Source organism: Stutzerimonas stutzeri (genome assembly GCF_000219605.1).
In the GTDB taxonomy this organism is placed as follows: domain Bacteria; phylum Pseudomonadota; class Gammaproteobacteria; order Pseudomonadales; family Pseudomonadaceae; genus Stutzerimonas; species Stutzerimonas stutzeri.
This window is the reverse complement of the sequence record NC_015740.1, coordinates 1,291,564-1,313,591: the sequence shown is the minus strand read 5'-3', so window position 1 is coordinate 1,313,591 and position 22,028 is coordinate 1,291,564. Positions and strand designations below refer to the sequence as shown.

At 59.5% G+C, this 22,028-nt stretch carries 20 protein-coding genes and 4 pseudogenes; 15 read left to right on the top strand and 9 right to left on the bottom strand.

The window, feature by feature from the left end; genetic code table 11:
• Positions 1 to 46 precede the first annotated feature (46 nt).
• Complete coding sequence (locus tag PSTAB_RS06235) at positions 47 to 673, bottom strand: LysR substrate-binding domain-containing protein (RefSeq protein WP_041771671.1); 627 nt, start codon at positions 671 to 673, stop codon at positions 47 to 49.
• 106 nt (positions 674 to 779) lie between these two features.
• On the opposite strand from PSTAB_RS06235, the gene PSTAB_RS06230 reads away from it, so the two are divergent.
• Positions 780 to 1,079 (top strand): helix-turn-helix domain-containing protein, encoded by a 300-nt coding sequence (locus tag PSTAB_RS06230; RefSeq protein ID WP_003282197.1) that lies wholly within the window; start codon positions 780 to 782, stop codon positions 1,077 to 1,079.
• Positions 1,080 to 1,162: 83 nt separating this feature from the next.
• On the opposite strand, the pseudogene PSTAB_RS06225 reads toward PSTAB_RS06230, so the two are convergent.
• Positions 1,163 to 1,840 (bottom strand): annotated as a pseudogene (locus PSTAB_RS06225) (Tn3 family transposase); the annotation flags it as partial.
• Between the two features lie 2 nt (positions 1,841 to 1,842).
• Here PSTAB_RS06225 and PSTAB_RS22125 point away from each other — a divergent pair.
• Together PSTAB_RS22125 and PSTAB_RS06220 are read left to right on the top strand one after the other, a co-directional pair.
• Positions 1,843 to 1,959, top strand: a pseudogene (locus PSTAB_RS22125) (Tn3 family transposase); the annotation flags it as partial.
• A 2-nt stretch (positions 1,960 to 1,961) separates the two neighbouring features.
• A pseudogene (locus PSTAB_RS06220) lies at positions 1,962 to 2,240 on the top strand (methyltransferase family protein); the annotation flags it as partial.
• Positions 2,241 to 2,440: 200 nt separating this feature from the next.
• Here PSTAB_RS06220 and PSTAB_RS06215 read toward each other — a convergent pair.
• The gene (locus PSTAB_RS06215; protein WP_011914465.1) at positions 2,441 to 3,361 is read right to left on the bottom strand and encodes a cation diffusion facilitator family transporter; all 921 of its coding nucleotides are present in this window, start codon (positions 3,359 to 3,361) and stop codon (positions 2,441 to 2,443) included.
• A 400-nt stretch (positions 3,362 to 3,761) separates the two neighbouring features.
• On the opposite strand from PSTAB_RS06215, the gene PSTAB_RS21115 reads away from it, so the two are divergent.
• Positions 3,762 to 3,992, top strand: coding sequence for a hypothetical protein (locus PSTAB_RS21115; RefSeq protein WP_003282470.1), 231 nt, complete (start codon positions 3,762 to 3,764; stop codon positions 3,990 to 3,992).
• 227 nt (positions 3,993 to 4,219) lie between these two features.
• On the opposite strand, the gene PSTAB_RS06210 is transcribed toward PSTAB_RS21115, so the two are convergent.
• Genes PSTAB_RS06210 through PSTAB_RS06200 form a run of 3 tightly spaced genes read right to left on the bottom strand, consistent with a single transcriptional unit; the run spans position 4,220 to position 9,994 of the window.
• The gene (locus PSTAB_RS06210; RefSeq protein WP_013982156.1) at positions 4,220 to 7,384 is read right to left on the bottom strand and encodes a CusA/CzcA family heavy metal efflux RND transporter; all 3,165 of its coding nucleotides are present in this window, start codon (positions 7,382 to 7,384) and stop codon (positions 4,220 to 4,222) included.
• A 19-nt stretch (positions 7,385 to 7,403) separates the two neighbouring features.
• Positions 7,404 to 8,711 carry an efflux RND transporter periplasmic adaptor subunit gene (locus PSTAB_RS06205; protein ID WP_013982155.1) on the bottom strand — a complete coding sequence of 436 codons (1,308 nt, stop codon included), beginning with the start codon at positions 8,709 to 8,711 and terminating at the stop codon, positions 7,404 to 7,406.
• A 41-nt stretch (positions 8,712 to 8,752) separates the two neighbouring features.
• Positions 8,753 to 9,994: a TolC family protein gene (locus PSTAB_RS06200; RefSeq protein WP_013982154.1), complete on the bottom strand. Its 1,242-nt coding sequence runs from the start codon at positions 9,992 to 9,994 to the stop codon at positions 8,753 to 8,755.
• A 301-nt stretch (positions 9,995 to 10,295) separates the two neighbouring features.
• On the opposite strand from PSTAB_RS06200, the gene PSTAB_RS06195 reads away from it, so the two are divergent.
• The 4 genes from PSTAB_RS06195 (at position 10,296) to PSTAB_RS21885 (ending at position 14,534) form a co-directional block, all read left to right on the top strand.
• Complete coding sequence (locus tag PSTAB_RS06195; protein ID WP_011914459.1) at positions 10,296 to 11,615, top strand: OprD family porin; 1,320 nt, start codon at positions 10,296 to 10,298, stop codon at positions 11,613 to 11,615.
• Between the two features lie 316 nt (positions 11,616 to 11,931).
• Complete coding sequence (locus PSTAB_RS06190) at positions 11,932 to 12,606, top strand: heavy metal response regulator transcription factor (RefSeq protein WP_013982153.1); 675 nt, start codon at positions 11,932 to 11,934, stop codon at positions 12,604 to 12,606.
• The gene (locus PSTAB_RS06185; RefSeq protein WP_013982152.1) at positions 12,603 to 13,976 is read left to right on the top strand and encodes a heavy metal sensor histidine kinase; all 1,374 of its coding nucleotides are present in this window, start codon (positions 12,603 to 12,605) and stop codon (positions 13,974 to 13,976) included. Before PSTAB_RS06190 ends, PSTAB_RS06185 begins: the two co-directional genes overlap by 4 nt.
• A gap of 240 nt (positions 13,977 to 14,216) precedes the next feature.
• A complete protein-coding gene (locus PSTAB_RS21885) occupies positions 14,217 to 14,534 on the top strand; it encodes a co-regulatory protein PtrA N-terminal domain-containing protein (protein ID WP_019405735.1) in 318 nt (105 codons plus the stop codon).
• Between the two features lie 42 nt (positions 14,535 to 14,576).
• On the opposite strand, the pseudogene PSTAB_RS21880 reads toward PSTAB_RS21885, so the two are convergent.
• Positions 14,577 to 14,690 (bottom strand): annotated as a pseudogene (locus tag PSTAB_RS21880) (Cd(II)/Pb(II)-responsive transcriptional regulator); the annotation flags it as partial.
• A 113-nt stretch (positions 14,691 to 14,803) separates the two neighbouring features.
• On the bottom strand, positions 14,804 to 15,238 hold the full coding sequence (locus tag PSTAB_RS06175) for a mercury resistance transcriptional regulator MerR (RefSeq protein ID WP_003131969.1): 435 nt from the start codon (positions 15,236 to 15,238) through the stop codon (positions 14,804 to 14,806).
• A gap of 71 nt (positions 15,239 to 15,309) precedes the next feature.
• Between PSTAB_RS06175 and merT the strand changes: the two genes are divergently transcribed.
• From merT to PSTAB_RS06140, 7 genes are all read left to right on the top strand, one after another.
• Positions 15,310 to 15,660, top strand: coding sequence for a mercuric ion transporter MerT (gene merT, locus PSTAB_RS06170; RefSeq protein WP_003131974.1), 351 nt, complete (start codon positions 15,310 to 15,312; stop codon positions 15,658 to 15,660).
• Positions 15,661 to 15,672: 12 nt separating this feature from the next.
• On the top strand, positions 15,673 to 15,948 hold the full coding sequence (gene merP / locus PSTAB_RS06165; protein ID WP_003131987.1) for a mercury resistance system periplasmic binding protein MerP: 276 nt from the start codon (positions 15,673 to 15,675) through the stop codon (positions 15,946 to 15,948).
• A gap of 71 nt (positions 15,949 to 16,019) precedes the next feature.
• Complete coding sequence (merA, locus tag PSTAB_RS06160; RefSeq protein WP_003158917.1) at positions 16,020 to 17,705, top strand: mercury(II) reductase; 1,686 nt, start codon at positions 16,020 to 16,022, stop codon at positions 17,703 to 17,705.
• A gap of 17 nt (positions 17,706 to 17,722) precedes the next feature.
• On the top strand, positions 17,723 to 18,088 hold the full coding sequence (merD, locus tag PSTAB_RS06155) for a mercury resistance co-regulator MerD (protein ID WP_000995360.1): 366 nt from the start codon (positions 17,723 to 17,725) through the stop codon (positions 18,086 to 18,088).
• Positions 18,085 to 18,321: a broad-spectrum mercury transporter MerE gene (gene merE, locus PSTAB_RS06150; protein WP_003132004.1), complete on the top strand. Its 237-nt coding sequence runs from the start codon at positions 18,085 to 18,087 to the stop codon at positions 18,319 to 18,321. The genes merD and merE overlap by 4 nt, the downstream gene beginning before the upstream one ends.
• Entirely contained in the window at positions 18,318 to 19,307 is a 990-nt protein-coding gene (locus PSTAB_RS06145) for a DUF3330 domain-containing protein (protein WP_003132006.1), read from the top strand. The genes merE and PSTAB_RS06145 overlap by 4 nt, the downstream gene beginning before the upstream one ends.
• A 129-nt stretch (positions 19,308 to 19,436) precedes the next feature.
• Complete coding sequence (locus tag PSTAB_RS06140) at positions 19,437 to 20,000, top strand: recombinase family protein (RefSeq protein WP_003799980.1); 564 nt, start codon at positions 19,437 to 19,439, stop codon at positions 19,998 to 20,000.
• Here the strand turns inward: PSTAB_RS06140 and mobH are convergent.
• Positions 19,997 to 21,853, bottom strand: coding sequence for a MobH family relaxase (gene mobH / locus PSTAB_RS06135; RefSeq protein ID WP_013982151.1), 1,857 nt, complete (start codon positions 21,851 to 21,853; stop codon positions 19,997 to 19,999). The genes PSTAB_RS06140 and mobH overlap by 4 nt on opposite strands.
• Positions 21,854 to 22,028: the final 175 nt, after the last annotated feature.

Below are 22,028 nucleotides of genomic sequence, written 5' to 3'. Positions count from 1 at the left end.
AGCAGGAATGCGGGATCGTGGCGAAACCGCGATCCCGGCGTATCTGTCAGGACACCAAGCGCGCGCGGCGGGCGAATCTTGCCTGGGTGTCCGACAAGGAAGCATCGCGGCGGAGCAGGTAAGCCATCACGATCGTTGGTGCGCCGGCCAGCGGCCGCACGGCGATGCCTCGGCGTAGGTAGCTCGCCAGTCTCGCGGCAGGCGCAATGGCGATCCCGTACCCGGCGGCAACCAGCGTCATCGCCACATCGAATGTCTCCACCGTTTGCTCTCGCTCTTGCAGCGCGTTCTCGAACACGCGCTGCACGGTCATGCGCCATGGTTCATCGGCCGTGGACTGCGAGCAGATCAACGGCTGCTTGAGCACTTCCTGGCACGGCACTTCACGGTAGGCCAGCAGGTGGGAGCGCTTGGCCACGGCGACCGCCAGCGTGTCATGCCACAGCGGCTCGCATACCCAGCCAGGCCACTGCCGGGCAACCGCAGACAAGGCGAAGTCGAAGCCGTCGCCCGGCAGCTCCGCGCCTCGACCGGGATCTGTCCAGCCGGCCAGGACGGCATGAGTCTCCGGCTCTTCGGTACGCTGCAGGGCGAGCACGTCGGCGAGCTGGGGAGGCACCCATTCGCCGAGGACGGCCATGCGAATTTCGGCGGTGATGTCACTCGATTCCACGTCCAGCTCCCCCCAGGCGGTGAACTCGTGGCAACTGATCTCGAAGCCGTTGAATGAGTTAAGTTTAACGTGGTTTAAATCGTGACCGTGTTCGACGCTCTTGGCAATGCCAAAGCGTTCGATCCAAAGGGGCCGCCCCACCGGCACCACTACCTACGAAGCGGAACCAGCCATCGCGTTTGGGGCTGCCGTGCGGGAAGAGAGAACCAACCAGGGTATCGCTCAGGAAACGCTGGCTCACATGGCCGGCATCGAGCGGTCTCACATGGGCAAGATCGAGCGCGGCGAGCATGTCCCCACGCTCCCCCTCATCCTCAAGATCGCCCGTGCGCTGAAATGCAGTTCCGCCCACTTGATGACTCTGACCGAAGCCAAGCTGGCAGAGTCGGCCCCATCCGCGGATTGAAGCCGGCCTGCGCAGCGGCCGCACGGCTACCCCTGATCGTCGTTGTCCTTGGGGTCGTCTCAGAAAACGGAAAATAAAGCACGTTAAGCTGGTTGCAGCGGCCGTAGCGGCCTGAACTTGCCCGCGCCGATCTTGGCGTTGCTGCGCCAGAGGTAATCGCCAGTCAGGTTGATGTGCTCCCAACCCAGCGGCGACAGATACTGCAATAGAGAGTCATCAACGGACTTGCCGTGGCCACGCAGGGCATTCGCGGCCCGTTCCAGATAAACCGTGTTCCACAGCACGATGGCTGCCGTCACCAGGTTGAGGCCGCTGGCCCGGTAGCGCTGCTGCTCGAAGCTGCGGTCACGGATTTCGCCCAGGCGGTTGAAGAACACGGCGCGAGCCAGCGCGTTGCGCGCCTCGCCTTTGTTCAGCCCGGCATGCACGCGGCGACGCAGCTCGACGCTTTGCAGCCAGTCCAGGATGAACAGCGTGCGCTCGATGCGGCCCAGCTCACGCAGAGCCACGGCCAGGCCGTTCTGGCGCGGGTAGCTGCCGAGTTTCCGCAGCATCAATGAGGCGGTCACCGTGCCCTGCTTGATCGAGGTGGCCAGCCGCAAAATTTCGTCCCAATGGGCGCGGACGTGCTTGATGTTGAGCGGGCCGCCGATCATGGGCTTCAGCGCGTCATAGGCGGCATCGCCCTTCGGGATGTAGAGCTTGGTGTCGCCCAGGTCGCGGATGCGCGGGGCGAAGCGGAAGCCCAAAAGGTGCATCAGGGGAGAAGCTGGACAAGGCTAACCGCGAGCTGGTGGAACTCTATTTGCAGCTTGATCTGCCTAAGCTCTGGGGCGATGGCAAGGCGGTGGCAGCGGACGGCACGCAGTTCGACTTCTATGCCGCGCTCGCACTACGGTCAATCCAATGCAGCCGCAGCAGGCTTCGGTATTGGTGGAATCTGGTATCTACCAGTACAGCCGCAACCCCATGTATCTGGGCTTCGCCATCATCCTAGCAGCTTGGGCGCTGGCCCTGGGCTCGCCTCTAACCCTGCTGGGCGTGGTTGCCTTCGTGCTGTACATGAACCGTTTCCAGATCGCACCCGAAGAGTGGGCGCTAGAGGCGCTGTTCGGCGAATCATTCGTTCGCTACCGCGCCCGCGTCCGCCGCTGGATCTGAGCGTTGTCAGTGGTAGTGGCTAGGAGACTTGCTATCGCGTCAGCCTGCGGCAGGTGCACTTGAGTTAGCTGAATTTTATCGTGACGAGCTGCTTATCTATATACCTGAAATATGTCGCAGGTCGAGGGCATAGCGCCAATAAGTGATATTCGGCTATTCGCTCTGTTAATACCTTGTTTTAATTGTAGCGCATAGTAAGCTTATGCTTCGCTGCAGTGATTGTCGGTCTGCTTGGTGTCGAGACAAACACTGCCGTCTAGCTCCATCTCGAGTGTCGAGTGGCTGATTTTGAATTGCTCATGGAGTACACGTTTCAAATCAGTCTTCACTCGTTCGATCCCAGGCAGACTCGCCTTCTTGATGACAACATGTGCTTCCAGTGCAATTGTATGCTCAGCGATTTCCCAAACATGCACGTGGTGAACGCCCTCGACGTCGTTTACTTGTTCCATGACATTGATTATATCAGCGACGGAAACGCCTTCTGGCGCGCCCTCCATTAACAGATGGATGGTTTTAGGCAGCATGCTAAAGCCTTGCCAGAGCACGTAGCCAGCAATCATCAGTGTCAGTACAGTATCCGCCCAGTACCACCCATACAGAAGTATCAATGTCCCGGCGATAACAACGCCGACGGAGGCCAGCGCATCCGACACATTGTGCAAGAATGCCGCCTTTATATTCATGCTGTTCTTGGACATTGTGTAGGTGAGAAAGGCCGTGACGATATCTACAACCAAGGCTATTCCCGCGACCACGACCACTGTCCAACCTTCAATGGGCTGCGGGGAAAACAACCGGCCTATGGCCTCGTAAATAAGATAGAGACCGACGATGATCAGGGTGACCAAGTTGATCAAAGCCGCTATGGTTTCACTGCGTCGATAGCCAAAGGTTTTAAATGCATCTGGCGGTCTGCGACCGATCTTACGTGCGATCAGCGCAATAACCAGTGATGCGGCATCGCTCAAATTATGTAGCGCGTCAGCAATGAGTGATAAGCTACCAGAGAGTATTCCACCGACTATTTGTGCCAGTGTTAATGCGGCGTTAACGCCTATAGCAGCAATTAGACGCTTATCGCCTATAGCTTCGGTGTTATGGTTATGTTCGTGGCCCATTGGTTTTTAACCACCCTTAAAAATCTAAAAAAAGACTAAGCACAGGAAGCCAAACGGTCGTCTATAGCAACAAATAAATATACTAGTGCCTTTGTACCGTCTGACACGGAGACAGCCTCCAAACCGTTGACAGAAATCCGACCATCATCGCCCGAGTTCGTGCGCCATTGCCTTCAATACGCCGATAACTGGCTAACCCTTGTCATGATCTGAATATGACAGATTTGTAATCTTCACATCATCTTTCGTGGTTCAAGCTGCACAGCGGAAGATTACATTTCAATAATGTAATGTTTGGCTCACACTGCCGTTATCTTCAGTCGCGCAAAATTCGTTAGAACCTGTAGAGCTCACCGGGAAAGCTCAACAAGCCACTTTGAATTTAGCGAGGGCTGCCCATATGAATCTGTTGAAAGCTATTATTGTTGGATCGGTAATCTTCGGCTCCGCATTATCCTATGCAGGAGACGGCTACGATCGTTCAATGAAATTTAACGAAAAGTTTCGTGCAGAACAAAAACGGATTCACGAAACCGAGTCTGGTGAAGAAAAAATAGACGGACTAGAAGCTAAGAATCCGCGCCCGGATCAGAGCAATATGCAAATAAAGAAAGAATCCAAAACTGAATAACCGCTTCACCCGAACAATCTTCGCCTCCGATAGCTTCCGAATCCCGTTGGTAAAGCTGTATTTAAGCGCCTTTCGAGGCGCTTTTTTTGTTTCTCGATAACGTACCCGTCAGTCGTTACCAGCGCATTGGGGCCACAAATCCTTTCAGTGAACCCTTCGAAGCTTCGATTGGATATTCATAAAAAGGCCAGGCATCAAGCCTGGCCTACGTTGGGAGAAAACCAATATCAGCTCGCGTCCTCATCCTCTTCGTTGCGTTTCATGCGGCGCTGCAGAGCCGTGTAATAGAGCGCAGGCAATACCAGCAGCGTCAGTGCTGTCGAGGACAGGATGCCGCCAATGACCACGGTCGCCAGAGGCCGTTGGACTTCCGCGCCGGTCCCTGTGGCCAACGCCATTGGGACGAAGCCGAGCGACGCCACCAGCGCTGTCATCAGGACTGGGCGCAATCGCACCAGTGCGCCCTCACGCACAGCCTCGGATAAAGGCCGGCCTTCCTCTAGCAATCCTTTAATGAAAGCAATCATCACCAGTCCGTTGAGTACTGCCACACCCGACAACGCGATGAACCCGACGCCAGCGGAAATTGAGAGGGGAATGTCCCGGAGCCAGAGTGCAAGAATTCCCCCAGTAAGCGCGAACGGAATGCCAGTGAAGACGACCAGCCCATCGCGCAGTGTGTTGAACATCATGAACAGCAGCACGAAGACCAGCAGTAAGGCGACTGGGACGACCAGCTGCAGGCGCTTGGCGGCAGCCTGCAGCTGCTCGAACTGCCCACCCCACGTCGTCCAGTAACCGGGCGGTACCGGGTTTCGTTCAGCGATTGCTGCAGACGCATCTTGGACGAAACTGCCAATGTCACGCCCTCGAACGTTGGCGCTTACCACCACCAGACGCTTGCCATCCTCACGGCTGATCTGATTCGGGCCCAGCACGAATTCCAGCGTGGCAACCTCAGCCAGCGGGATAAAGTCGATTCGGTCGTTGGCAGCACCCGCTACCGCTGGCACCGGAATCGGCAGGCGAGCCAGCACATCCGGATCGGCACGCAGCGTATCGGAAAGACGAACAACGATGTCGAAACGACGGTCACCCTCAAAAAAGGTTCCGGCTTCCCGTCCGCCAATCGCGGCGGCGACGGTATCCTGCACATCGCCGATGTTGAGTCCGAAGCGTGCCGCCTTGTCGCGATCCACATTGACGCTCAGCAGCGGGAGGCCCGTTGTCTGCTCGACTTTTACTTCGGACGCGCCTGGTACGTCCTGAAGTATCGCCGCGATGTCATCAGCCGTTTTGTTGAGAATATCCATGTCGTCCCCGAACACCTTAACGGCCACATCGCTGCGAACTCCGGAAATCAGCTCGTTGAAGCGTAACTGGATCGGCTGAGACATCTCATAGTTGCTGCCTGGTACAGATGCGGCCGCCTTCTGGATGTCCTCAATGAGCTGCTCGCGGGATTTGTCCGGATCTGGCCATTCTTCCTTGGGCTTGAGCATCACATAGCTGTCCGAAATATTCGGCGGCATAGGGTCAGCCGCGATCTCTGCGGTGCCGGTTCGGGCAAACGTACGCTTGACCTCCGGGACCTGTTCGGCAATTGCCTTTTCGAGCCGCTGCTGCATATCCACGGATTGGGAGAGGCTGGTCCCTGGAACGCGCAGAGCTTGAAGCGCAAAATCACCCTCGCTGAGGCTCGGAACGAACTCGCTACCCATTCGCATGGCCAGCAGCGCAGACAGCAGCACGCTAGCGACGGCGCCACTGAATACCAATGTGCGATGACGCATGACCCAGTCGAGCACCGGTGCGTAGCCATTGCGCGCGGCACGCATCAGGCGGTTGTCCTTCTCTTGCACTTTACCGGTGACAAAAAGGGCAACAGCAGCGGGTACGAAGGTGACCGAGAGAATCATGGCGCCCAACAGTGCGATTACCACCGTGAATGCCATGGGGTGGAACATCTTCCCCTCGACACCGGTGAGCGCAAAGATCGGCAGGTAGACCACCATGATGATCAGCTGGCCGTAGATCAGCGGACGCCGTGCCTCCTTGGCCGCCGCGAATACTTCGTGGAAACGCTCACTGCGGGTCAGAATCCTGCCATGTTTTTCCTGGGCGTGGGCAAGCCGGCGGATTGCGTTTTCGACGATGACCACCGCACCGTCGACGATGATGCCGAAGTCGAGTGCCCCTAGACTCATGAGGTTGGCACTGACCTTATTAGTCGCCATGCCGGTGAAGGTGAATAGCATGGAAAGCGGGATGACCATCGCTGTGATTAGGGCTGCACGCAGGTTGCCGAGGAACAGAAACAGCACGGCGATAACCAGGATCGCGCCTTCGATTAGGTTCTTGCGAACCGTGGCGATGGCCTTGTCAACAAGGTCGGTCCGGTCATAGACCGTTATGGCGCTCACGCCTTCTGGCAGGTTCTGGTTGATAATCTCCAAACGCTGCGCGACTGCCTGCGACACGCTACGGCTGTTTTCTCCCACCAGCATAAAGGCGGTCCCGAGGACCACCTCGCGTCCATTGTCGGTGGCCGCGCCAGAGCGCAGCTCGCGACCGATCCCCACTTCGGCAATATCGCGTACCCGCACGGGCGCACCGCCTGCGTTGCTCAGGACGATATTGCCAATGTCCTCGGGGGAGCCGAGCTGGCCGGGTGTGCGGATCGACAATTGTTCGCCATTACGCTCGATGAAGCCGGCGCCGACGTTGGCGTTGTTACGTTCGAGCGCAACTACAAGTTGTTCCAGAGTGATTCGGTACGCGGCCATGCGCTTCGGATCGGGCGCTACCTGATACTCTTTGGCGAAGCCACCGATCGTGTTGATCTCGGCAACGCCTCGAACGTTTCGCAGCTGCGGCTTGATGATCCAGTCCTGGATTTCACGCAGGTCGGTCGGCGTGTAGGGCTGACCATCAGGACGGCGCGCCTCGGGCTCGGCCTCGACCGTCCAGAGGAAGATTTCCCCCAGGCCGGTGGAGATGGGACCGAGAGTGACCTCCACGCCCTGCGGAAGCTCGTTGCTCGCGGCCTGCAGCCGTTCACTCACCAATTGCCGGGCGAAATAGAGATCGGTGCCATCATCAAAGATTACGGTGATCTGAGCGAACCCGGAGCGCGATAATGAACGTGTCTGGCGCAGGTGGGGCAAGCCGGCCATCGCCGTCTCGATGGGGAAGGTAACGCGTTGCTCGGTTTCAAGCGGCGACGCGCCTGGGACTGCGGCGTTAATTTGAACCTGTACATTGGTGATGTCGGGCACAGCGTCGATAGGTAAGCGCTGATAGCTATAAACCCCGACGCCCGCCATGCCCAAGACCGCCAGCAGCACTAGCCAGCGCTGCTCGATGGCGAAGCGAAGAATACGTTCGAACATGAGTTAGGTATCCGGAGGATCAGTGAACGTGCTCGGCGGAGCCTTTGCCGAGTTCGGATTTCAGGATGAAGCTGCCAGCGGTCGCGATCTGTTGGCCGGCCTGCAATCCGTCACGAATTTCCACGCGATTTTCGTCGCGCTGGCCCAGCGAAACCGGGTGCGCCTGGAAGCCGTGCGGCGTGCGAACGAAAACCGTCGGCGCGTTTTCGACGGTCTGGACCGCCTCGACTGGAACCGTGACCGGAACACTACGTCCGTCGGCGCTAACTCGGACCGTCACGAAAAGACCGGGACGCCAAGCCCCATCGGGGTTGGCCAGGGTCACGCGGGCTGTCGCGGCACGCGTCTGCTCGCCCAGCAGGCTGCCCACATGGGCGACCTTCCCCATTGTTCGCACGCCTAGCTCGCCGGCAACAACTTCGACTTCTCGGCCGACGGTTACGCGCATCAAATCACGGGCAGGTACGCTGAACGTGGCCCAAACCCGCGACAAATCAGTCAGAGTGAAGACGCTGGTCGTTTCATCCACACGCTCGCCCAGCACAATATGCTTCTCGACGACCACTGCATCGAAAGGTGCGCGCAGCTCGTAGCGGTTGCCTACGCCTGCGCCACTTCCGCCGCCCAGCGCCCGTGTTTTTTCTTGGGCATTACGCAAGTCGATTTCTGCTACGCGCAGGCTCTGCTGGGCCTGCAAATAGTCCTGTTCTGCAGAGATACGCTCCTGCCATAGGGTGCGCTCACGCTCGAACAAGGTGCGAGCCAGCCGGAGGCGCTGCTCGGCGGCAGCCAGCTCACTACGCTGCTCGGACAGCTGCTCGCTGGCGATAACCGCCAGCAACTGGCCCTTCTTCACTTGGTCACCCAGGTTGACCGAAACCGATTCGACAACGCCGGCCACACGGGGCACGACATGTGCGGTACGGTCTTCGTCGAAACGCAGCTCGCCCGGCAAAGATACAGACGAGCCGATTTCAGCCGGTCCGGCCTTGCTTAGCTGAATGCCTGCGGCACGTATCTGCTCTTCGGAAAGCTCAATCTCACCTTCGGCATGCGTTTCGTTGCCGTGCTCGTCCTCCTCACCGCCATGACCGCTTTCGTCACCATGGCCGTGGCCATCGCCTTCAGCGTCATGACCGTCTTCGTCCCCATGGTCGTTCTCAGATTCCTCGTGACCGCTTTCTCCATCCTCATGCGCGTGGCCATCCTCGGCGTGCTCAGCCTTGTTATCGCTGGCCTGCGCCTCAAGAACGAAGCCCTGTTTTACGCCAACGCCGGTCAGCAGTACCAAAGCGACCGCCAGAGCGATTCCCGTCTGTTTTTTCATGCAAGCTCCCCCACCGCCAATACGTAATGGCGGCGTTTCGGTCATTCGAAGGTAGTGGTAGGTCCGTACAGCCGCTCGATACGCGCCCAGGCGTCGACCACGGCTTGCAATGACTGCAGATAGCGCGTGCGTGCATCTATCAGCGCACGCTGTGCGTCGAGCACGTCGAGGAACGCGAAGCGGCCAAGACTGAAACCACGTGTGGCCGCTTCCACGGTTCGCTGTCCTGCCGGCAGTATCCGGTTGCGTATTTCCTCGACGTCTGCACGTGCGGTACGCCAGTCGCGAAGGGCCTGCTGGATCTCCGCACGAACGCGCAGCTCTGCCGCATTACGAAGATCACGCGCCTGCTCCGCCCGCCGTGCGGCCGCCAGAACATTGCCTTGGTTACGATCGAATAAAGGCAGCGGAACAGAGAGGCCGACGAGGTTGACGCGCTCACGCTCGATTTCGTCGTACTGGCTACCGATACTGACGCTTATGTCCGGGTAGCGCTGGCTTCGCTGAAGCCCCAGCTCGGCTTCACTCAAGGCCACTTGGCGCAGAGCCCTACGCATATCGGCACTCTCACGCACGCGCGCCAATAATGCAGATTCGCTAGGCACATCTGGCAGGTGTTCGAAACTGCCCAGCAAACTGCCAAACTCCGGTGCGTCGGTCCCGAGCAGGCGCGCTAGCATCTGTCGAGCGTTGTCCCATTCCTGGCGTGCTCGCCGCAGGTCCAGTTGTACGGACGCCAGTTGCATATCGGCGCGCGTCGCCTCCACTGGCGAAACTTTTCCGGCATCGACCTGTGCGTCGGCGACCTTAGCAGCCCGCTCGGCCAATGACAGAGAGGCCTCGGCCAGTTGCATGCCCTCCTGGGCACGCAGGGCGGCGAAGAATGCCTGGATCACATCTGCACGTAATCCTTGGCGTCGAAGGTCGAGATCGGCATCCACCATCGAGCGATTAGCATCCGCCACGCCGATTCGAGCGCCGCGCTTGCCGCCCAACTCGATCGACTGGGTGATTGTAATTGAGCGGGTCTGGCGGTCGGACTGAGTGTCTTCCACCTCGAACCCTAATTCCGGGTTCGGGATAACCCCAGCTTGGCGGCGCAGACCGCTTGCGATGCCGATCTCCGACCGCGCAGCGGAAAATTCTGGGTTGCGTTCATACGCAAGGGACACGGCCCGCTCCAGTGTCAGACCGTCTTGCGCGCCCACCTCGAGCGACATTAGTGCCAGCCCGAGCCCAAGCAGCCCGCTAGCAAGCAGATACAAGCGTTTCTTTTGATACATACGCAACACTGCAGTGCAGTGCCCCCTTCGTCGATAGCGTTTCCTCAGCCGCACTAAACCGGCCAGATAGCTGATGGCTAAGCGGCGTGACTTTAGATAAGCGCGGATATCGGCCGGGTGACTACGACATTACAAATTTGTAATCCAAGGAATATCTGCGATTGCACCGCTCAAGATTACGAGATCGTCATTTACCGCTAATCCTGCGGTCATTTACAGGGGAAGATCATCGCCCGGCACTCGAACAAAAAGGCGAAGGCGTCATTCGAGCGCTGACATGCCGTATATCAGGAGCATCATCATGAGCAAAAAGGCCGCCCTTTCACTTACAGCCCTTTCACTGGCACTGGGCAGCGCCCCGGTCTTTGCCCAATCGGAAACAGCGGAGGGCTTCATCGAAGGCAGCACGCTTTCGCTGATAAATCGCAACTTTTATTTCAACCGAGATTTTCGCGACGGTGGGAGCGCCACCGGCAATGGCTATTCTGAGGAATGGGCTCACGGACTGATGGCATTCTTTGAGTCCGGATATACCCAAGGCTCGGTGGGGATCGGCGTCGACGCCTTCGCCATGCTCGGCCTCAAACTCGATTCTGGATCAGGACGTTCCGGTGCTGGCGGAACCGTCGATCTTCTCCCCTACAATAGCGCCGGCGATGCCGAGGATGACTTTTCTCGAGTAGGGGGGGCCGTGAAAGCACGGTTCTTGGGCACCGAGATCAAGGCAGGCGATGTATTTCCCGCTACTCCTGTCGTGCACTTTGGTGACGCACGGCTGCTGCCGGAGTCTTTCAAGGGTGTCACCGTTGTGAACAACTCGCTGGACGACCTCACCCTCCAGGGCGGCCGCCTGCACGCGATGAGCCAGCCCAATACCAGCAACACGAACGATGACTTCGTCACGTTTTATGGCGGCGGCGTCGACTCGCCTTGGCTCGGCTACGCAGGCGGCGACTATAGCGTGAACGAAAACCTCAGTCTTAGCCTGTATACCAGCCGGCTGAAGGATGCCTGGGATCAACATTATTTCGGTGTCTCGGCCACCTATCCACTTTCCGATGCCGTCGTGCTGCTGGGCAGCTTCAACTACTACAAGGCAACCGACGAAGGTCGGAAATTGCTGGGCGAGTTTAACAACAGCATCTGGAGTTCCAGTCTGGGTGTCGCCTTCGGCGCGCACACCGTCACGGCGTCGTATCAGCGAAACAACGGTAACAACGACTTTGACTACTTGCGCCAAGCGGACTCGATCTACCTGAATAACTCCATCCAGTACAGTGATTTCAACTCACCTAAAGAGCAGTCCTGGATGCTGCGTTATGACCTGAACATGGCGGGTTACGGCATACCTGGGCTTACGTTCATGACTCGCTACGCCCGCGGCTGGGGCGCCGATTACAGCAACGCAAATGAGGTATATATGCGCCAAGACGATAACGGCGCGCCTCTGTCCGGACAGAAGCGCTGGGAACGCGACGTCGAAGCACGCTACGTTGTACAGACAGGCTCGTTCAAGGACCTCTCTCTGCGGGTGCGCCAGGCTACAACACGGGCGACTGCTTTCGAGTCCGACCTCAATGAGGTTCGATTCATCGCCGAGTACCCGCTCTCGATCCTGTGAAGCACTACGAGCAACACCACATCTTCTTTTTGTGCTCCCTTGGTTTGAAGATGTGTTTCAGGCGCCCGTAGGGCGCCTTTTTTTGCTTAAGTGCACCTCCTTGCGCTGCGGGCCAACCAAATGACAGGTAGATTACAAATTTGCAAGACAGCCCCGCAGGACTTTTACCGCGTTAAAGTGCTTCCCGCTTCCCTAGGCTGATCTTTACGGCCTGCCTTCCATGCTGGGCAAGCCGCGTTAGTCTTGGCCTAGTTGCTACATGAATAATTTTTTGGTTCCGCTTACCGCGCACCTCATTGCTGAGTCATCTGAAAACATGCGCATTCTGGTTGTAGAAGACGAGATTAAAGCTGCGGAATACCTGCAGCAGGGTCTCATCGAGTGTGGTTACACGGTCGATTGCGTAAGTGATGGGCTCGATGGATTCCACCTGGCACTGCAGAACGACTATGACATCGTGCTGCTAGACGTGAATCTGCCAACCATGGACGGGTGGGAGGTGCTCGAACTCATCAGGCGACGTAAGCAGACACGCGTCATCATGCTGACGGCCAATGGCCGCTTAGAGCAAAAGGTCCGCGGCCTGGAGTCGGGCGCCGACGACTATATGGTCAAGCCGTTCCAGTTCCCCGAGCTGCTCGCTCGTATCCGAACATTGTTGCGGCGAGGCGAGGCGGTCGCACTCCCGAGCAATCTGCGTGTAGCCGACCTCGAACTCGACCCGGGCCGGCATCGGGCCTACAGGAGCGGTCAGCGTATTGATCTCACCAGCAAAGAATTTGCGCTACTGCATCTGCTCATGCGCCGGACTGGCGAGGTTCTCACGCGTACCGAAATAACCGCCCTGGTGTGGGACATCAACTTCGACTGCGATACCAATGTGGTGGATGTTGCAATCCGTCGCCTACGGATGAAGGTGGACGAACCCTTTGGCGATCGCCTGATACACACCATTCGCGGTGTCGGCTACGTGCTGGAGGCGCGGCCTTGAAGCCACTCAGCCTCGCATCGCGTCTCGCGCTTCAAATCACATTGACCGGCGCCGTCTTGGTCGCGCTGTTGATTGCACTGAGCTACTGGGTACTTGTGCGCCAACTGGAACTGCGCGCCCAGGAGGAAGTGACGGCCAAGCTCTCGCAGATCGATCATGGACTCCTAGAAGACACCAAAGCCCGTATGGGCCGCTCCTGGCAACACGCACTGAGCGATACGGTACTCGGCCATGACAACCTTTCGATTACCGTCATCGGCGATAGAGCCAAATCCCCCATTTTTAGTATCGGCCGGTTCGCCCATGCGCCGCAGCAGATGGATCTTGTGAACAGAGACGGTGAATACCTAGGCTGGACCACGGAAGACGGCGTGCAGATGCTAACCGGGCGCAAGCAAATACAGGTCCCGGGACTGGCTCCAATGACGCTTTTACTTACGCAAGATCGCAGTGCCGATCAACTGCTAGTGGCTGCATTCCTGCGCTCGGCCTTAGTGACTGTGCCGATGCTGCTGATGTTGATCGGGTTGGCTGGATGGCTAGTTGCTAACAACGGTTTGCGACCGCTTCGCAAGTTCCGGGCCTTGGCGACTAAGGTATCGACACAGGACCTATCACCCCGAATCAGTAGCGATCGGCTTCCACTAGAGCTTCAGGAATTGGCGCACAGCCTCAACGTAATGCTTCATCGACTCGATGACGGAGTTCAGCAACTGTCACAATTCTCGGACGATGTGGCCCATGAGTTGAAGACTCCCCTAAATAACCTGATAGGCAAGGCGCAGGTGACATTGGTGCGTGAGCGAAGCAAGGAGCAATATAGGGAAGTGCTCGAATCGTCGGTCGAAGAGCTCGAACGCATGGATCGAATCGTGTCAGACATGCTGTTTCTCGCCCAGGCCAGCCACGCCAGCCCAGCACTGAAACTCGAACAACTATCCCTGGGAAGTGAGGCGAATCGCGTCTGTGAATACCTCGAAGTCCTCGCCGAAGAAGCCGGAGTCGCAACGACGGTAACGGGCGATGCCATAGTTCTAGGAAATCGGCTTATGGTCCAACGGGCCATTTCCAACCTGCTATCCAACGCGTTGCGGCATTCGAATACTGGCAGCACGGTCGAAATTAAGATACTTGAGAAGGACATAGACATCGTCTCGCTGGCTGTCACCAATCATGGCGCGACTATCGAATCGGATCATCTCCCGCACCTGTTCGACCGCTTTTACCGCGTTAACGGCATACAACCTCGTGGGGCAGGATTGGGGCTAGCTATTGTCCGTTCAGTGATGAACCTCCACAAAGGCCACGTGGCCGTCGCCAGCAAAGACGGTCGGACCACATTCGAACTCACCTTTCCTCGGCACGCCTGATTCAAAGTGATACGGCTTGGTACCCACTCCCCATCAGACCAACGCCATACATTTAATGCATGCATGTAATGCATGCATGGCCTAATCGAGCGTGGGATGGTCTACAAAAACGATGAGTTTAAAACAGAGCCGAATCGGCAGAAAGCGATGGTTAATTACTGCTTTGTAATGCGAAGAACATCTTCTGGTAAGGGTCAACCCTTTAATCTAAAGGTATCTACTAACCCAAGAGGGTAACAAATGAACCGCCCTGCTAAAGTAATCCTGCCGTTCTTTCTGGCCGCTGCTTCTTCGCTCGCTATGGCTGAAGACGGAGGGGAACTAACAATGCAGCGCCTTGAGAGTGCGTCAGTAACAAATCCCACCCTTAAAATACTTGTTAAAGAAGGTAAAGTGCTGAGCATAGCACCTGCAGGGACGACCGGTACGACCGGAATGATTCAGAGTTATAGAACTAACGGCAAAGTTCAAACGTACGAGATGAAGGTTAAGACCCCTGATGGGAAGATCCATACGGTTGAGTTTTTGAGCGCCCCGGTTGGTATAAACAACGGCTAACAGGCCAGTAAGCCCCAACGCCATTAATTTAATGCACGCGTCCTCGCTAATGCCAGCGAGAATTCCACAAGCCTCAACTTCCCGCCCATCACTGCAATTAGCCCGCAGTGATACGAGTTGTCGTTCGAGTGACTGCAGAGCGGTTATCTGCGACTTGGGGGAACCGCAGAATTCGGAAAAAATCGTACGCTAAGCTAACGGTGTTCTCGTGACAGCTCTTTGACTAGGCTTTCTAAGGGGTCGTCTCAGAAAACGGAAAATAAAGCACGCTAAGGCATAGCCGAACCTGCCAAGCTTGCTCCACCCTGTAGTGACGCGATCAGCGGGCAGGAAACGTTCCCCCTTCGCGCATGGCAGGCGCACACCAACTCAGACAGCACGGCCTCCATGCGCGCCAGGTCAGCCATTTTCTCGCGCACGTCCTTGAGCTTGTGCTCGGCCAGACTGCTGGCTTCCTCGCAATGGGTGCCATCCTCCAGCCGCAGCAGCTCGGCGATCTCATCCAGGCTGAAGCCCAGCCGCTGGGCTGATTTCACGAAGCGCACCCGCGTTACATCCGCCTCGCCATAGCGGCGGATGCTGCCATAGGGCTTGTCAGGCTCCAGCAACAAGCCCTTGCGCTGATAGAAACGGATGGTCTCCACATTGACCCCGGCCGCCTTGGCGAAAACGCCAATGGTCAGGTTCTCCAAATTGTTTTCCATATCGCTTGACTCCGTACATGAGTACGGAAGTAAGGTTACGCTATCCAATTTCAATTCGAAAGGACAAGCGCATGTCTGAACCAAAAACCGGGCGCGGCGCGCTCTTCACTGGAGGGCTTGCCGCCATCCTCGCCTCGGCTTGCTGCCTCGGGCCGTTGGTTCTGATCGCCTTGGGGTTCAGCGGCGCTTGGATCGGCAACTTGGCGGTGTTGGAACCCTATCGCCCCATCTTTATCGGCGTGGCGCTGGTGGCGTTGTTCTTCGCCTGGCGGCGCATCTACCGGCAGGCAGCGGCCTGCAAACCGGGTGAGGTCTGCGCGATTCCCCAAGTGCGAGCTACTTACAAGCTCATTTTCTGGATCGTGGCCGCGCTGGTTCTGGTCGCGCTCGGATTTCCCTACGTCATGCCATTTTTCTACTGATCGGAGTTCACCATGAAGAAACTGTTTGCCTCCCTCGCCCTCGCCGCCGTTGTTGCCCCCGTCTGGGCCGCCACCCAGACCGTCACGCTGTCCGTACCGGGCATGACCTGCTCCGCCTGCCCGATCACTGTCAAGAAGGCGATTTCCAAGGTCGAAGGCGTCAGCAAAGTTGACGTGACTTTCGAGACACGCCAAGCGGTCGTCACCTTCGACGATGCCAAGACCAGCGTGCAGAAGCTGACCAAGGCAACCGCAGACGCGGGCTATCCGTCCAGCGTCAAGCAGTGAGTCACTGAAAACGGCACCGCAGCACAACGGACGTCATTGTCTGGCGCCACAAACGATAAAGGATCTGTTGCATGACCCATCTAAAAATCACCGGCATGACTTGCGACTCGTGCGCGGCGCACGTCAAGGAAGCGCTGGAAAAAGTGCCAGGCGTGCAGTCGGCGCTGGTGTCCTATCCGAAGGGCACAGCGCAACTCGCCATCGTGCCGGGCACATCGCCGGACGCGCTGACTGCCGCCGTGGCCGGACTGGGCTACAAGGCAACGCTAGCCGATGCGCCACTGGCGGACAACCGCGTCGGACTGCTCGACAAGGTGCGGGGATGGATGGCCGCCGCCGAAAAGCACAGTGGCAACGAGCCCCCGGTGCAGGTAGCGGTCATTGGCAGCGGTGGAGCCGCGATGGCGGCGGCGCTGAAAGCCGTCGAGCAAGGCGCGCAGGTCACGCTGATCGAGCGCGGCACCATCGGCGGCACCTGCGTCAATGTCGGCTGTGTGCCGTCCAAGATCATGATCCGCGCCGCCCACATCGCCCATCTGCGCCGGGAAAGCCCGTTCGATGGCGGTATTGCGGCAACTGTGCCTACGATTGACCGCAGTAAGCTGCTGGCCCAGCAGCAGGCCCGCGTCGACGAACTGCGGCACGCCAAGTACGAAGGCATCCTGGGCGGTAATCCGGCCATCACCGTTGTGCACGGTGAGGCGCGCTTCAAGGACGACCAGAGCCTTACCGTCCGTTTGAACGAGGGTGGCGAGCGCGTCGTGATGTTCGACCGCTGCCTGGTCGCCACGGGTGCCAGCCCGGCGGTCCCGCCGATTCCGGGCTTGAAAGAGTCACCCTACTGGACTTCCACCGAGGCCCTGGCGAGCGACACCATTCCCGAACGCCTTGCCGTAATCGGCTCGTCGGTGGTGGCGCTGGAGCTGGCGCAAGCCTTTGCCCGGCTGGGCAGCAAGGTCACGGTCCTGGCGCGCAATACCTTGTTCTTCCGTGAAGACCCGGCCATCGGCGAGGCGGTGACAGCCGCTTTCCGTGCCGAGGGCATCGAGGTGCTGGAGCACACGCAAGCCAGCCAGGTCGCCCATATGGACGGTGAATTCGTGCTGACCACCACGCACGGTGAATTGCGCGCCGACAAACTGCTGGTTGCCACCGGTCGGACACCGAACACGCGCAGCCTCGCGCTGGACGCAGCGGGGGTCACTGTCAATGCGCAAGGTGCCATCGCCATCGACCAAGGCATGCGCACGAGCAACCCGAACATCTACGCGGCCGGCGACTGCACCGACCAGCCGCAGTTCGTCTATGTGGCGGCAGCGGCCGGCACCCGTGCCGCGATCAACATGACCGGCGGCGATGCGGCGCTCGACCTGACCGCAATGCCGGCCGTGGTGTTCACCGATCCGCAAGTGGCGACCGTGGGCTACAGCGAGGCGGAAGCCCACCACGACGGGATCGAGACCGACAGCCGCACCTTGACCTTGGACAACGTGCCGCGTGCGCTCGCCAACTTCGACACACGCGGCTTCATCAAGTTGGTTATCGAGGAAGGCAGCCATCGGCTGATCGGCGTACAGGCGGTCGCGCCGGAAGCGGGTGAACTGATCCAGACGGCGGCTCTGGCCATTCGCAACCGCATGACGGTGCAGGAACTGGCCGACCAGTTGTTCCCCTACCTGACGATGGTCGAGGGGTTGAAGCTCGCGGCGCAGACCTTCAACAAGGATGTGAAGCAGCTTTCCTGCTGCGCCGGGTGAGAAAAAGGAGGTGTTCAATGAACGCCTACACGGTGTCCCGGCTGGCTCTTGATGCCGGGGTGAGCGTGCATATCGTGCGCGACTACCTGCTGCGCGGATTGCTGCGCCCGGTGGCGTGCACACCAGGCGGCTACGGCTTGTTCGATGACGCCGCCTTGCAACGGCTGTGCTTCGTGCGGGCGGCCTTCGAGGCGGGCATCGGCCTCGACGCGCTGGCGCGGCTGTGCCGGGCGCTGGATGCGGCGGACGGCGACGAAGCGGCCGCGCAGCTTGCCCTGCTGCGTCAGTTCGTCGAGCGTCGGCGCGAAGCGTTGGCCGATCTGGAAGTGCAGTTGGCCACCCTGCCGACCGAGCCGGCACAGCACGCGGAGAGTCTGCCATGAACAACCCCGAGCGCTTGCCGTCCGAGACGCACAAACCGATCACCGGCTACCTGTGGGGCGGACTGGCTGTGCTGACTTGCCCCTGCCACCTGCCCATCCTCGCTGTCGTGCTGGCCGGCACAACCGCCGGTGCTTTCCTCGGCGAGCATTGGGTCATCGCGGCGCTCGGTTTGACCGGCCTGTTCCTTCTGTCCCTGTCGCGGGCGTTGCGGGCATTCAGGGAAAGAGAATGAGCGCTTTCCGGCCGGATGGATGGACGACGCCGGAACTGGCCCAAGCGGTCGAGCGCGGGCAGCTTGAACTGCACTACCAGCCCGTCGTCGATCTGCGCAGTGGTGGGATTGTCGGCGCGGAAGCCCTGTTGCGCTGGCGTCATCCGACGCTTGGACTATTGCCACCGGGCCAGTTCCTGCCCGTGGTCGAATCGTCCGGCCTGATGCCTGAAATCGGCGCTTGGGTGCTGGGCGAAGCCTGCCGCCAGATGCGTGACTGGCGAATGCTGGCATGGCGACCGTTCCGGCTGGCCGTCAATGTTTCGGCGAGCCAAGTGGGACCGGACTTCGACGGGTGGGTAAAGGGCGTGCTGGCTGATGCCGAGTTGCCCGCCGAGTATCTCGAAATCGAGCTGACCGAATCGGTCGCGTTTGGTGATCCGGCGATCTTCCCCGCCCTGGACGCCTTGCGGCAGATCGGTGTGCGCTTCGCCGCCGATGACTTCGGGACGGGGTATTCCTGTCTGCAACATCTGAAGTGCTGCCCAATCAGCACGCTCAAGATCGACCAATCGTTTGTCGCCGGGCTCGCCAACGACCGCCGCGACCAAACCATCGTGCACACCGTGATTCAGCTTGCGCACGGGCTGGGCATGGATGTGGTGGCTGAAGGCGTGGAAACATCGGCGAGTCTTGATCTATTGCGACAAGCGGACTGCGACACAGGACAAGGCTTCCTGTTCGCGAAGCCAATGCCGGCGGCGGCATTCGCCGTCTTCGTCAGTCAATGGAGGGGTGCCACCATGAATGCAAGTGACTCGACCACCACCAGTTGCTGCGTGTGCTGCAAGGAAATCCCGCTCGATGCCGCCTTCACCCCGGAAGGCGCGGAATACGTCGAGCACTTCTGCGGGTTGGAGTGTTATCAACGCTTCGAAGCGCGTGCCAAGACAGGGAACGAAACCGATGCCGATCCGAACGCCTGCGACTCGCTACCGTCAGATTGAGGCATGCCCTAACCTGACGTCAGGACAGCCTACCCAGAAACGTCCGGATAGACTCCATCGCTTAATTTATTGACACAGGCTGCTCAAGGTCATAGATTTATTCCTGACACTTTTCTGTTTGGGGGCATCTTGCAAGGTCAACGTATCGGCTACGTCCGGGTCAGCAGCTTCGACCAAAACCCGGAGCGGCAACTGGAACAGGTCGAAGTCGGAAAGGTATTCACCGACAAGGCATCGGGCAAGGACACCCAGCGCCCAGAACTTGACTCGCTGCTGGCCTTCGTGCGCGAAGGAGATACGGTGGTGGTGCACAGCATGGATCGCTTGGCCCGCAACCTCGATGACCTGCGCCGCCTTGTGCAAAAGCTGACCAGGCGCGGTGTGCGCATCGAGTTCGTCAAAGAATGCCTGACCTTCACCGGCGAGGATTCGCCGATGGCGAACTTGATGTTGTCGGTCATGGGCGCGTTCGCCGAGTTCGAGCGAGCATTGATCCGCGAGCGGCAGAGGGAAGGCATCGCGCTCGCCAAACAGCGCGGAGCTTACAGGGGCCGCAAGAAAGCGCTTTCGCCCGAACGCGCCGCTGAACTTCTGCAACGCGTCAAGGCCGGCGAACAAAAGGCAAAGCTGGCCCGTGAATTTGGCATCAGCCGCGAAACGTTGTACCAGTACCTGCGCGAAATTGGAGCTTAACGTGCTTTATTTTCCGTTTTCTGAGACGACCCCTCCTTGCCCCCAAGGGCTGAATCTTCGCGCTTTGCGGCCTCGTTGAGGAGCCGCAGGTATGGGTTGTCTGGCGGCGTCTCCCGGAACAGCGCCTCCGGGCTGGCGAGCAGATAGCCGTGCAGCCGGCGCGACTTGCGCGGCCCCGTGACTTCGCAGGTCCAGATGTTCAGCCCGCTCGGCTGCTTGCGGTGCTGTCCCAGCTTCTCGAAGCGCTTCTGTACCCACTGCCACCCCTCCAGCTTCTCCTGCTTGGCCAGCGCGGCGACTTGAAGGTACTCCTGCGCGTAGCGCTGGAACACGCCGGGGCTGACGAGATAGGTCGTACCGGCGACGGTATGCACCAGGGCCTTGGCGTCGTTGATGATGAGCTTGCGCGTCTGGATGCTCTGACGCAGCCAGGCCATGAAGTGCGCCCCGGAGGGCTCCGCGCGATCCTGGGAAGGCGCGAGGCTCATCTGCGGCGGGGGCACGGTCGAAGGGGCCGGCTCGGCCTCGGCGATCTCCGGCGCTGTGGATGGAGCAGTGTCGCCCAGCAGGTCGAGCAGCGCGGCCACGCCGATGTCCGTGGCTGCGGATGCGATCGGCGCCGTGCTCGCGGATGCAGCTTCGATGCCTTCGGCGCGCGGCCCATCGGCCACCGTTGTCGCCTGCGGCGTCGGCTCCGCCTGTTCCTCTTCGACCTGCACACGGCCTGCGAACGGCGCCGGCCGGTCGGCGGCATCCCAGATCATCGCCGGCGAGAGTTTCAGGAAGGTGAAGGCGTGCGACCAGCCGGCGTCGCTGGTGACAGAAGCCTTCCAGATCGCCTTGCCATCCGGCGTTGGCTGCACGATGCCGTGATCCTGCAGCACGTTGAACACCGCCGTGTTGCTCGCCGGAATGCCGTCGATGCCTTGCGATAGCAGATGTGCGCGCAGCTTGTCGGAGACGGTCTTGCTCACCAGCCACAAGGCGTCTTGGGTCAGCCAACCGTCCGCCGGGCCGGCCTGGTTCAGCTTGAACGCTTCCTTGAGCAGGTAGCGCAAGCCGTCGAGCAATTTGCGTTGCAGAGCATGCTTGGGCGCCACCAGCGCCTTGCTGGGATCGCCGCCGAGTTCTTGGGCGACCGATGCCTGGTCGGCCTGCACGACCAGCTCGCCGAGCGTGCCGGCGTGCTCGTACTGGCCGGCCAGCACGTACAGCAGCGCGGCCCAGAGGTCGGGATAGCCGCTGAGCCAGTCGAAGATGTCCCGATCGAGAAGGCGCGCGTAGAGCAGCCCGGTGGCGGCGCTATGCAGGCGGTACTCGCGCTCCTTTCGGTAACGGAAGCGGTAGGGCTTTCGCAGCGGGCCGTGCCAGGGATGCCAGACGCTGCCGTCGGCATGTTCGACGTGCAGATCGACGGCAATCTTGCCGATGTCGTGCAGCAGGGCCGCGTAGGCCGTGCCTGCGGTCCAGGCTTCGGCCTGGGCCGCCTGTGCCTCCGGCGTGACGCCCGCAGGCAGCAGGTATGACTGCCGCAGTTTCAACGCATAGGCGACGATCTCCAGGCCGTGGTCCAGCATGCCGCCCGGATAGGCGTGGTGGTGGTTCTCGGAGGCCGGGAACTGCTGGACCAGCTCGGCGTAGCGCTCCAGTGGGGCGAGGTAGAGCCTGGCGAACTGTCGGCGCGAGAGCGATGTGCGCTGCCAGATGTGTTCCAGCAGCTTCTGCCGACGCGGCGTGGCCAGCAGCGATGCGGCCGACTCCGGCCGCATCAACCCTTTCGGAGTTTCGATGGCGGATGTGGGCGGTGTGCCGGCGGTGGGTGGCACCCGTTTGCGCTGGAACAGCGAGAGCATGGCGAACCCCGGATGACGGACTGCTCGGGGGCGCCTTTTGGCCTTTTCAGGATAGGGCCTTTCCCCTTGGCGCCCTTCCTTTGCCCCTTCCCAACCCTTTGGCCTTTGTCGGAAGCCTTTGGGTATAGGGCCGCTGCTGCGCGGGTGCCACGATGAATGCGGCATGGGGCAATCC

Excerpts from the sequence above, each read along its gene's own strand:
- PSTAB_RS06145 (WP_003132006.1), top strand. The coding sequence starts at position 18,318 with ATGAGCGCTTTCCGGCCGGATGGATGGACGACGCCGGAACTGGCCCAA.
- PSTAB_RS06205 (WP_013982155.1), bottom strand. The coding sequence starts at position 8,711 with ATGAAAAAACAGACGGGAATCGCTCTGGCGGTCGCTTTGGTACTGCTG.
- PSTAB_RS06195 (WP_011914459.1), top strand. The coding sequence starts at position 10,296 with ATGAGCAAAAAGGCCGCCCTTTCACTTACAGCCCTTTCACTGGCACTG.
- PSTAB_RS06215 (WP_011914465.1), bottom strand. The coding sequence starts at position 3,361 with ATGGGCCACGAACATAACCATAACACCGAAGCTATAGGCGATAAGCGT.
- merP (WP_003131987.1), top strand. The coding sequence starts at position 15,673 with ATGAAGAAACTGTTTGCCTCCCTCGCCCTCGCCGCCGTTGTTGCCCCC.
- PSTAB_RS06230 (WP_003282197.1), top strand. The coding sequence starts at position 780 with ATGCCAAAGCGTTCGATCCAAAGGGGCCGCCCCACCGGCACCACTACC.
- PSTAB_RS06175 (WP_003131969.1), bottom strand. The coding sequence starts at position 15,238 with ATGGAAAACAATTTGGAGAACCTGACCATTGGCGTTTTCGCCAAGGCG.
- PSTAB_RS06210 (WP_013982156.1), bottom strand. The coding sequence starts at position 7,384 with ATGTTCGAACGTATTCTTCGCTTCGCCATCGAGCAGCGCTGGCTAGTG.
- PSTAB_RS21885 (WP_019405735.1), top strand. The coding sequence starts at position 14,217 with ATGAACCGCCCTGCTAAAGTAATCCTGCCGTTCTTTCTGGCCGCTGCT.
- merE (WP_003132004.1), top strand. The coding sequence starts at position 18,085 with ATGAACAACCCCGAGCGCTTGCCGTCCGAGACGCACAAACCGATCACC.
- PSTAB_RS06200 (WP_013982154.1), bottom strand. The coding sequence starts at position 9,994 with ATGTATCAAAAGAAACGCTTGTATCTGCTTGCTAGCGGGCTGCTTGGG.
- PSTAB_RS21115 (WP_003282470.1), top strand. The coding sequence starts at position 3,762 with ATGAATCTGTTGAAAGCTATTATTGTTGGATCGGTAATCTTCGGCTCC.
- merT (WP_003131974.1), top strand. The coding sequence starts at position 15,310 with ATGTCTGAACCAAAAACCGGGCGCGGCGCGCTCTTCACTGGAGGGCTT.
- PSTAB_RS06190 (WP_013982153.1), top strand. The coding sequence starts at position 11,932 with ATGCGCATTCTGGTTGTAGAAGACGAGATTAAAGCTGCGGAATACCTG.
- merA (WP_003158917.1), top strand. The coding sequence starts at position 16,020 with ATGACCCATCTAAAAATCACCGGCATGACTTGCGACTCGTGCGCGGCG.
- mobH (WP_013982151.1), bottom strand. The coding sequence starts at position 21,853 with ATGCTCTCGCTGTTCCAGCGCAAACGGGTGCCACCCACCGCCGGCACA.
- merD (WP_000995360.1), top strand. The coding sequence starts at position 17,723 with ATGAACGCCTACACGGTGTCCCGGCTGGCTCTTGATGCCGGGGTGAGC.